General features: G+C 63.0%; 8 protein-coding genes and 1 pseudogene. 5 read left to right on the forward strand and 4 right to left on the reverse strand.

All coding sequences use genetic code 11. The features are described 5' to 3' along the window. Nucleotides 1–482: 482 nt before the first annotated feature. The 3 genes and pseudogenes from AC1DZ8_RS33105 to AC1DZ8_RS33115 form a co-directional block, all read right to left on the reverse strand. Nucleotides 483–838, reverse strand: a pseudogene (locus AC1DZ8_RS33105) (DUF488 domain-containing protein). A gap of 16 nt (nt 839–854) precedes the next feature. Then, nucleotides 855–2,111 carry an aminopeptidase gene (locus AC1DZ8_RS33110; protein WP_477310957.1) on the reverse strand — a complete coding sequence of 419 codons (1,257 nt, stop codon included), beginning with the start codon at nt 2,109–2,111 and terminating at the stop codon, nt 855–857. 87 nt (nt 2,112–2,198) lie between these two features. Then, on the reverse strand, nt 2,199–3,113 hold the full coding sequence (locus tag AC1DZ8_RS33115; RefSeq protein WP_477310959.1) for a LysR substrate-binding domain-containing protein: 915 nt from the start codon (nt 3,111–3,113) through the stop codon (nt 2,199–2,201). 95 nt (nt 3,114–3,208) lie between these two features. Here AC1DZ8_RS33115 and AC1DZ8_RS33120 point away from each other — a divergent pair, with 95 nt between their 5' ends. The 3 genes from AC1DZ8_RS33120 to sbmA all read left to right on the forward strand — a co-directional run bounded on the left by AC1DZ8_RS33120 (nt 3,209) and on the right by sbmA (nt 6,023). Next, complete coding sequence (locus AC1DZ8_RS33120) at nt 3,209–3,412, forward strand: hypothetical protein (protein WP_477310961.1); 204 nt, start codon at nt 3,209–3,211, stop codon at nt 3,410–3,412. Between the two features lie 75 nt (nt 3,413–3,487). Beyond that, complete coding sequence (locus AC1DZ8_RS33125) at nt 3,488–4,645, forward strand: YbfB/YjiJ family MFS transporter (protein ID WP_477310963.1); 1,158 nt, start codon at nt 3,488–3,490, stop codon at nt 4,643–4,645. Between the two features lie 115 nt (nt 4,646–4,760). Further along, nucleotides 4,761–6,023, forward strand: coding sequence for a peptide antibiotic transporter SbmA (sbmA, locus tag AC1DZ8_RS33130; protein WP_477310965.1), 1,263 nt, complete (start codon nt 4,761–4,763; stop codon nt 6,021–6,023). 28 nt (nt 6,024–6,051) lie between these two features. Here sbmA and AC1DZ8_RS33135 read toward each other — a convergent pair whose 3' ends face one another. Beyond that, nucleotides 6,052–7,056, reverse strand: a complete 1,005-nt coding sequence (locus tag AC1DZ8_RS33135) for a polysaccharide deacetylase family protein (protein ID WP_477310967.1) — start codon at nt 7,054–7,056, stop codon at nt 6,052–6,054. Nucleotides 7,057–7,250: 194 nt separating this feature from the next. Between AC1DZ8_RS33135 and AC1DZ8_RS33140 the strand changes: the two genes are divergently transcribed. Together AC1DZ8_RS33140 and der are read left to right on the forward strand one after the other, a co-directional pair. Next, nucleotides 7,251–7,913 carry a tetratricopeptide repeat protein gene (locus AC1DZ8_RS33140; protein ID WP_477310969.1) on the forward strand — a complete coding sequence of 221 codons (663 nt, stop codon included), beginning with the start codon at nt 7,251–7,253 and terminating at the stop codon, nt 7,911–7,913. A gap of 58 nt (nt 7,914–7,971) precedes the next feature. Beyond that, entirely contained in the window at nt 7,972–9,405 is a 1,434-nt protein-coding gene (gene der, locus AC1DZ8_RS33145; RefSeq protein ID WP_477310971.1) for a ribosome biogenesis GTPase Der, read from the forward strand. Nucleotides 9,406–9,735 lie beyond the last annotated feature (330 nt).

The following is a 9,735-nucleotide window of genomic DNA, read 5'->3' on the forward strand; positions in this document are numbered from 1 at the left end:
TGCGCGAACAGCGAAAACTCCTGCGCGAACAGCGAAAACTCCGTCGCGTTGGTTGCGCCACACAGGCTTGCCGCGATCATCATCACGATCAGATCGCCTAGCCGGTGCGTGGCGTTGGCCGCACGCGGATCTGGCACCGCCCCGAAATAGCTCTCAAGGCTGGAAATGGCAGTCGCTCCTTCGCTAAGACTGCCTTCCCAAAGAATCTCTTCTCAAGCCAACTTCAAGCCCAAAATCGCCATATGCGATTCCCCTGCCCTTGCGGGGGAGATGGCCGGCAGGCCAGAGGGGGGTGTGAAGGATTGCCAACCCTGACGGATTGTTCCGACGCCAACCTGTCTGAGGTGATGGCCGTGATTGGTTGTTAGGTCGGAGGGACAGCACCCCCCTCTGCCTTGCCAGGCATCTCCCCCGCAAGGGGGGAGATTGGATGTCGCCTCGGCTTTCGCCAATCTCCACCCTTTGCAGAATCTAGGTGCGTGTCACTCCGTCCCGCGCAAATACCCCGCCAGCGCCACCGCATTGTTGTGCGCCTCATCATGCGCGCCGTAGAGCAGCGTCACCCGGCCCTTGCCGAGCAGGCCGCGCAGCTGCGCCACCGCCTCGCCATGCCCATCCAGCTCGGCCGCATACCGCTCCCGAAACTCCGCCCAACGCACCGGCTCATGCCCGAACCATTTCGCAATTCATCGCTCGGCGCGATCTCCTTCAGCCACGCCGTCAGCGCGGCACCCTCCTTGCTGACGCCGCGCGGCCAGATGCGGTCGACCAGCACCCGCTGCCCGTCATAGGGCGCGGGTGCTTCGTAGACGCGTTTAACCGCCAGATCGAAACCCATCCGACCGTCCGCAGTCTCAGGCCCACTCACCCTTGCGCATCACCGGCACCTTGCGGCCGTCCTTGTGGACGCCGTCGATGTCGATCTTGTCCGAGCCGATCATCCAGTCGATGTGGATGAAACTCTTGTTGCCTCCGCGCTGGGCGATCTCGTCCTGGCTGAGCGAGGCGCCGTTGACGAAGCATTTCGAGTAGCACTGGCCGAGCGCGATGTGGCAGGCGGCGTTTTCGTCGAACAGTGTGTTGAAGAACAGCAAGCCGCTGGCCGAGATCGGCGAGGAATGCGGCACCAGCGCCACTTCGCCGAGGCGGCGCGAACCCTCGTCGGTGTCGAGCACCTTCTTCAGCACATCCTCGCCCTTCGAAGCCTTGGCCTCGACGATCCGGCCTTCCTCGAAGCGCACCGAAATCTCGTCGATCAGCGTGCCCTGGTAGGACAGCGGCTTGGTCGACGAGACATGGCCGGAGACGCGGCGGGCGTGCGGCGTGGTGAAAACTTCCTCGGTCGGGATGTTCGGGTTGCAGGTGATGCCGTTCTTGGCGGTCGAGGCGCCGCCCATCCATTCATGGCCGTCGGCCAGCCCGACGGTGAGATCGGTGCCCGGCCCGGTGAAATGCAAGGCATGGAAATTATGCTCGTTCAGCCACTTTGTGCGGCTGCGCAGCGCTGCATTGTGCGCCGTCCAGTTTGCGATCGGGTCTTCCACATCGACCCGCGATGCCGAGAAGATGGCGTCGGCGAGCTTGACCACCGCGACGTCGTCGGTATCGCCGGGGAAGACCTGTTTTGCCCAGGCAAGATCCGGATAGGCGACGATGTTCCAGTTGATGTCGAAGCCGGTGATCTTTTCCAGCGCCGGCTGGTAGGCCATCGAGTTCGCCTTGTTGGCGCGCGCCACTTTGGCTGGGTCCTGCGCCGACAGAAGCGACGGGTCTTCGCCGCGCACCGCAAGCCGCGCCGCATTGTTGGAAAAGGCTTTCGCCATGCCCTCATACATCCAGCCGGCGGCGCGATCGAAGCCCGCGTCCGCGCCATAGCGGAAGCGCGCCAGCGTGATCTCGTCATCGTTGAAGATCGGCGTCACCAGCCCGGCGCCGGCCTTGTAGGCATGTTCGACGATGCGCCGGGTCAGCGGCAGCGCGGCGATCGACGAGGTCAGCACCAGATCCTGCCCCGGCTGCAACTGCAGCCCGACCTTGATGGCGACTTCCGCCAGCCTGTCGAGCTTCACCGGGTCGATCGTTGCGGAAACGCCGCGCGAATGTGTGGTCATGATCCTGCCTGCCTTGGTCCTGGGGGTGAAGGTTCCAACATAGAGCGGCGCGGCTGTGCTTTCCAGCACCGTCGCGATAGCTGGCGTTTACGCAGCGCTATCGAGCGACCGGAACTGCGCCACGGTCGCGGCGATCTCTTCGCGGATCCAGATCTTGAAATCACGCACCTTGCGGCTTTCGGTCTTGGTCGCCGATGTCACCAGCCAGTAGCCGAGGCCGCTCTGCGCCCGCACGCCGAAAGGCGCGACAAGTCGGCCGTCGGCCAGCGCATCGGCGGCCAGCAATTGCCAGCCGAGCATGACGCCATGGCCGGCGATCGCCGATTCCAGGCACAGCATCGGATCGGTGAAGCGCGCGCCCTTGCGGAAGGTGACCGGCTCCGCCCCGGCGGCTTTGAACCAGCTCTCCCAGGTGATCATCGCCCGCTCGTCGGTGATGGCGCAGGTCTGCGCGAGGTCGCCGATCGACTTCAGCTTTTTGGCGATCACCGGCGCGCAGACCGGGAACACTTCCTGCGCCAGAAGCAGCTCGGCCCGCCCGCCCGGCCATTTGCCGTCGCCAAGCCGGATGGCGATGTCGATATCGGAACGCTCGAGATCGGCCAGCCGCACCGAGGCGTCGATGCGAAGGAGCACGTTTGGATGGCGATCGAAATGCCGCGACAGCCGCGGCAGCAGCCATTTCGAAGCGAAGGCCGGCGCCACCGAAACCACCAGCGTGCACTGGCTCGCCTCATCGGCAAGCGCCACCGCTTGCGCCAGTTCGCGAAAACCGGCGCCGAGCCTGGCGGAAAAAACCGTGCCGAACTCGGTCAGCACCAGCCCGCTTGCCGTTCTCTCGAACAGTGCCTGTCCGAGCTGCTTTTCGGTGCGGTTGATCTGCTGGCTGACGGCGCTGACCGAGACGTTGAGCTCGCTGGCTGCCGCTGCAAGCGAGCCGAGGCGGGCGACGGTTTCGACGGCGCGCAAGCCGTTGAGATGGACGCGGTTCAGCATAGCCATTTCAGTTTTTCTAAACCGCTCCGGCCGAAATCTCAATTGAAAGACGGCGCGGGAAGGCAGATTTTAGCGAAGACAATCAGACCGAGGAGGCGAGGATGGTGACCATCGTATCATTGCTCAAAGTCTTTGCCGCCGGCTACACGCGGCGGCGCTCTGACGGCGATGCCCTCAACTGGGTGACCGATCCGCTATCGCATCCGGTGCTCGACACCATGTCGGAGCGCGAACTCGGCGACATGCCGTTCCGGCTGACGGCGCGCCGCACCGCCTACGAGACGGGCGCGGTCGGCTGCGGTTGAAGCCCTAGTCGCCGACCTGCTGGCCCAACACAAAGCGGATTGTTTCGGCGGTCGCCAAATCTATTGTGCGCTGCAATGAACGCCGCGCCGTCACCCCTTCGCCTCGCTCTCGCCGGCATGATTGCCATGGCCGTCGCCATGGGCTTTGGCCGCTTCGTCTACACGCCGATCCTGCCCGGCATGATGGAAGAGCTGCATCTGTCGCCGGCCGATGCCGGCTGGATCGCTTCGGCCAACTATCTCGGCTACCTCGTCGGCGCGCTCGCGGCGGCCGGCGGCTGGGCGCATGGGCGCGAGCGCCAGTTGATGTATTGCGGCCTTGCCGCCAGTGCCGTGCTCGCCGCCCTGATGGGGTTGACCGACACGATGACGGCCTTTGTTGTCATCCGCTTTCTTGCCGGTCTGGCCAGCGCCTTCGTCATGGTGTTCATGGCCAGCATCGTCTTCGGTCATTTGGCTGCCGCCAACAGAAGCGACCTGCAGGCGCTGCATTTCGGCGGCGTCGGCCTCGGCATTGCGGCATCCTCGGCGCTGATGGCGATCCTGGTCACCGACCATGCCGGCTGGCCGGCGGGCTGGCTGTGGTCGGCGGCGATTTCCGCTTGTGGCCTGGTGCTCGTCGCCTTGCTCGCCGGCGACACCGCGCCCGCAAGCAACGTGGCCGGCCGCGAACCGGCGCTGCCGAAGGACCGGTCGTTAATGAAGGTTATCGTTGCCTATGGCCTGTTCGGCTTCGGCTATGTGGTGACGGCGACCTTCCTCGTCGCCATTGTGCGCCAGGGTGGCGGCGGCCGCGTCTTCGAAGCGACCGTCTGGATGGTCACCGGCCTTGCCGGCTTTCCCTCGGTCTGGCTCTGGCAGAAGATAGCGGCACGGATCGGGCTCTATGCAGCCTATGCCCTGGGCTGCCTGGTCGAGGTGGTCGGCGTCACCGCCAGCGTCGCCATGGGCGGCGCCATCGGGCCGCTGCTCGGCGGCGTCCTGCTTGGCGGCACCTTCATCGCCGTCACCGCGCTTGGCCTGCAGACGGCAAGGCTGCTCGTGCCGCAGGCGCCGCGCCGCATCTTCGCGCTGATGACTGCTTCCTTCGGTATCGGTCAGATCGTCGGTCCGATCGTAGCCGGCCTGCTGGCGCAGGCGTCGGGCAACTTCTTCCTCGCCTCGATCCTAGCTGCCGCCGTATTGCTGGTATCTGCTGGGATCACCTGGTCGGCCGCGCCAAAATCGCCATGATTGTGGTCTTGCTCGATGCCGGGCATCGGGCACGGGCATTTGCTTTCCACCTAATGTGTGACTTTATGCCCGCTGAACCCCGCTGATTTGCCCACCGACCGAGGATTTCACCACAGTGTTCGTATCGTTTTTTCCAAAGCCCAAAGTCTTCTTCACCTCGGCGGTCTTGTGGTGCGCGGTCATGGTGGCCGCATGGTTTCTGGGCGGCGAGCAATTCGGCGCTCTGTTCGGATTGCCCCCTGCAGCGGCAGACGCGGCGCCTATCATCGGCGTTTCAGTGTTCTGGTCGCCTCCATTCCTTTGGTTCTACCTCTACTTTGCCGCCGGCGCTTTGCTCTTCTACGCCTTCTGGCATTGGTATTCTCCGCACCCGTGGGATGGCTGGTCGATCCTTGGCAGTTCGCTAATCCTGTTCACGACCTATTTTCAGGTTCAGGTCAGTGTGGCGATCAATGCCTGGTACGGGCCGTTCTGGGACCTCATTCAGGGAATTGTCAGCAAAAGTGTGAAGGCCACAGAGTGGGATGTTTACGCCCAAATAATAACCTTCCTCGGCATCGCCCTTGTAGCTGTTACGGTTTACGTTCTGACAAACTTCTTTGTAAGCCACTGGGTTTTTCGCTGGCGCACGGCGATGAACGACTACTACATGTCCTATTGGCCTAGGCTTCGTAATATTGAGGGAGCTTCTCAGCGTGTACAAGAGGACACGATGCGATTCTCTAAAATCATGGAAGATCTTGGGACTTCATTTATTGACTCGATCATGACATTGATCGCTTTCATGCCGATTTTGCTGGCTTATTCGAAGCACATCACGGCCTTACCGTTCATCGGCCAAGTTTCTCAGCCGCTTGTGGTCGCAGCAATATTCTGGGCAATATTCGGCACTGTATGCATTGCCGGAGCCGGCATAAAACTTCCTGGCTTGCAATTCCGCAACCAGCGCGTCGAAGCCGCCTACCGCAAGGAACTTGTCTACGGTGAGGACGATTCGGCTCGGGCACAGCCGCTCACTGTTTCTGAGTTGTTCGGAAGGGTTCGCCAAAATTACTTCCGACTTTACTTTCACTACGTCTATTTCAACGTGGTTCGTTATCTATATTTACAGTTGAACACCATATTTGCTCTTTTTCTGATGGTTCCTTCCATGATCGCCGGAACTCTGACATTGGGTCTTATAAACCAAGTCAACTCGGCGTTCAGCCAGGTGACGAACTCATTCCAGTATCTAGTGAATTCCTGGTCGACGATCGTTGAGCTCTTGTCAGTTCACAAGCGCCTGCGTGCATTCGAAGCCATAATCAATGGCGAGCCGCTACCAGATATCGATCAGCGCTTCATCGAGCGTCAGGCACAGGCTTCGGATTCGGCCTGACCATTGGTGGCTAAGGAAAGTGGGCGGCTCAGCCGCCCACCGCCGCCTGCCTGTCGGCGCCGTGCTGCCGCGCGACATAGTCGCGGAAACTGATGCACTCGACATCGGTCTTGGTGCACGTCTCGCCGGCAAAGCGCTCCAGCGCGTTCCAGTAGGCGCCGTTATTCATCAGGGTGAAGTGGAAGCTGAGCACCAGCGGAATGCGCTTGCCCTGATATTGTTTGTCGAAGGCGGCGCGGAAGGCCTGGTAGGTCCGATCGCTGAACTCGGCCGCCCGGCTCGGCCGCTCGAAGCCGCCGGAATGTCTGACATAGAGATTGTAGTCCATGGCGATCACCGGCCTTGAATTCGGGCCTTCCGGAATCTGCGGCAGGGAAAAGCGGGTGAGGCCGCCGCTGGTCGGCGGCTCGACCGGGCCGTTTGAAACGCCGCTGACGTCGTAGTGATAGCCGGCCTGTGGCAGGGCCTGATAGAGCCCTTTGCTGGTCGACAGGTACGGCGCGCGAAAGCCGACGACGGCATGAGCAAGATTGCGCCAGCCGGCGGGCTCGGGCGTGATGCCGTTGATCGAATAGGCGTTCTCCAGAATGCGCTCGAACGAGGCGAATTCCTTCAGCCAGTCGGCCTTGCTCCAGTCCTTGCCGTCGAAATGGCCGCAGCCATGGCTGGCAATGTCATGGCCTTCCGATGCGGCGAGCCCGATCTGGTCCAGCAGCTCAGCAACTTCCTGCTTCGAGGCGGCAAAGCCGATATTGGATTTGCCCGCGGATTTGCCGGGCGCGGTGTATTCGGCACGCGTCTGCTGCGACAAAAGGAAGACGCAGGAGAGAAAATAGGTGAAATGCGCCCCGGTGCGCTTTGCCAGTGCCCGGCTGCGCTGCCATTGCGAGATCTCGCGGGCGCTGTCGAACGAGATGATGACGATTTGCTTCGGCTTGGCCGGGGCAGGTGCAGCCGGCGGGTCGGCGAAAGCAGCGCCCGCCGTGGCAAGCACGGCTGTGGAAAACGCAACAACGCGGGACAGAAGAGGCATAAGCAATCTGGGCTTGATCCGGAGGCAGTCCAAGCCGGCTATCGGCAAAATGTGGCGTGGGTGCGGTCAGCCGCAGACTACTGCCTGCCTAGCGATTAGCCGATTTTCCTGCCCAGCCCCTTCCATGCCGACAAAATTTCGCTAAAACGCGGGCTCAAGAAGCGCCCCGCCCGGGGCAGCAATGGTTATGTTTGATGTCCGACGACAGTTTTATCCGCGAAGTCAACGACGAGATCCGTCGCGAGCAGGCGCAGGCGCTGTGGGACCGTTTCGGTCCGGCGATCCTCGGCCTTGCCATCCTGGTGGTGCTCGGTACGGCCGCGTTCGTCGGCTACCGCTATTGGGACGAGAGCCGCGCCAACCGCTCGGGCGATGCCTTTTCGCAGGCGCTGAAGCTTGCCAATGACGGCAAGAGCGACGAAGCACTGACCGCCCTTCAGCAGCTGGAAAAGGACGGCTACGGCGCCTATCCGCTGCTCGCCCGCATGCGCGCGGCAACCGTCAAGGCCGACAAGGGCGACTTTGCCGCCGCCGTCGCCGATTTCGATGGCGTCGCCGCCGACACTGCCATTCCCCAGGGCATTCGCGACATGGCTCGCCTACGGGCAGCCCTGCTGCTCGTCGACCACGGTTCCTTCGCCGACGTCTCCAGCCGCGTCGAGGCGCTGACCGCCGACAACAACACGCTGCGCCACACGGCACGCGAAGCCCTTGGCCTTGCCGCCTGGAAGGAAGGCAAGACCCAGGATGCGCTGAAACTGTTCGACCAGATCGCCGCCGATGACGGCGCCCCGCGCAATGCGCGCCAGCGGGCGACGTTGATGTCGGAACTGATCCGCGGCTCTGGCGCGTCATGATACGCGTCGCCCAAAAATGCGCTGCGGTTTTGGGCGATGACATGGATTGTAGGGCCGGATGAGCTTCAAAGTCGCCATTATCGGCCGTCCCAATGTCGGCAAATCGACGCTTTTCAACCGGCTGGTGGGAAGGAAGCTGGCGCTTGTCGACGACACGCCGGGCGTCACCCGCGACCGTCGCGTCCACGCGGCAAAGCTCTACGACCTGCATTTCGATGTCATCGACACCGCCGGTTTCGAGGACGCGGCCGCCTCGACACTGCCGGGCCGCATGCGTGCGCAGACCGAAATCGCCATCCGCGAAGCCGATCTGATCTTCTTCACCATCGACGCCAAGTCCGGCCTGTTGCCCGACGACCGCACCTTTGCCGAGATCGTGCGCAAGTCCGGTAAGCCGGTCGTGCTGGTCGCCAACAAGGCCGAGGCCAAGGGCGCCCAGGGTGGCATGCTCGAGGCCTGGGAACTGGGTCTCGGCGAGCCGATCCCGGTCTCGGCCGAGCACGGCCAGGGCATGCCCGATTTGCGCGACGCTGTCATCGAAGCCCTTGGCGAGAAGCGCGCTTTCGACGAGGAAGAGGACGACGCCGAGGAAGACGTCGCCGCCAGCGAGGTACTGATCGGCGAGGACATCACCGATCCCGATGCCGAACCCGCCTATGACGACACCAAGCCGATGCGCATCGCCGTCGTCGGCCGCCCCAATGCCGGCAAGTCGACGCTGATCAACGCGCTGATCGGCGAGGAGCGGCTGTTGACCGGCCCGGAAGCCGGCATCACCCGCGATTCCATCTCCGTCGATTGGGACTGGCATGGCCGCCGGCTAAAGCTGTTCGACACCGCCGGCATGCGCCGCAAGGCCAGGATCCACGAAAAGCTGGAAGTGATGTCAGTGCAGGACGGCCTGCGCGCCATCCGCTTTGCCGAGATCGTCATCATCGTGCTCGACGCCACCATCCCCTTCGAGAAGCAGGATTTGCAGATCGCCGACCTGATCATCCGCGAGGGCAGGGCGCCGGTCATCGCCTTCAACAAATGGGACCTGATCGACAATCCGCAGGAGCTCTTGGCCGAGTTGCGCGAAAAGACCGGACGGCTGCTCCCGCAGGTGCGCGGCATCCAGGCGGTGACCGTTTCGGCCGAGACCGGCCGCGGCCTCGACAAGCTGATGGATGCCGTCATCAAGACGCACAAGGTCTGGAACAGCCGCGTGTCCACCGGCAAGCTCAACCGCTGGCTGGAAAGCATTCTTGCGCATCATCCGCCGCCCGCCGTCGCCGGCCGCCGGCTCAAGGTCAAATATGTGACGCAAGCCAAGACCCGGCCGCCGGGTTTCGTCGTCCAGTGCTCGCGGCCGGATGCGATGCCGCAATCCTATGTCCGCTACCTCTCCAACAGCCTGCGCGAAGCCTTCGACATGCCGGGCGTGCCGATCAGGATAGCGCTGCGAACGTCGGACAACCCGTTCGCGGGCCGGGCGAACAAGCGCAAATGAGCCTCAGGCCTTAGGGCGGTGCGCCTTTACTCGGCTGAGGAGCAATCCTCCGCAACGCTGGAGGGACAGCACCCCCCTCTGCCCTGCCGGGCATCTCCCCCTCAAGGGGCCCGTTGCGTTATTAGGCTTTGGACGCCTGGAGAGACAGCAGGGGCGCATCGAGGTGCTTTCCGGCGCGGGTTTGCGGCCGGATGGGGTAGGAGTTGGCGTATTCGGTGGGTTTCGGGCGCACTGCGACCCAGGCTCAGGTGGCCAGCGTTACCCAGCGGCGCATGTTGAAGGCGATGGCCGCGATGAGGACCTGTCCTGCCGCCTTGGCCAGGCCGCGAT

The sequence above is a fragment of the Mesorhizobium sp. P2_F7 genome, from assembly GCF_056403695.1.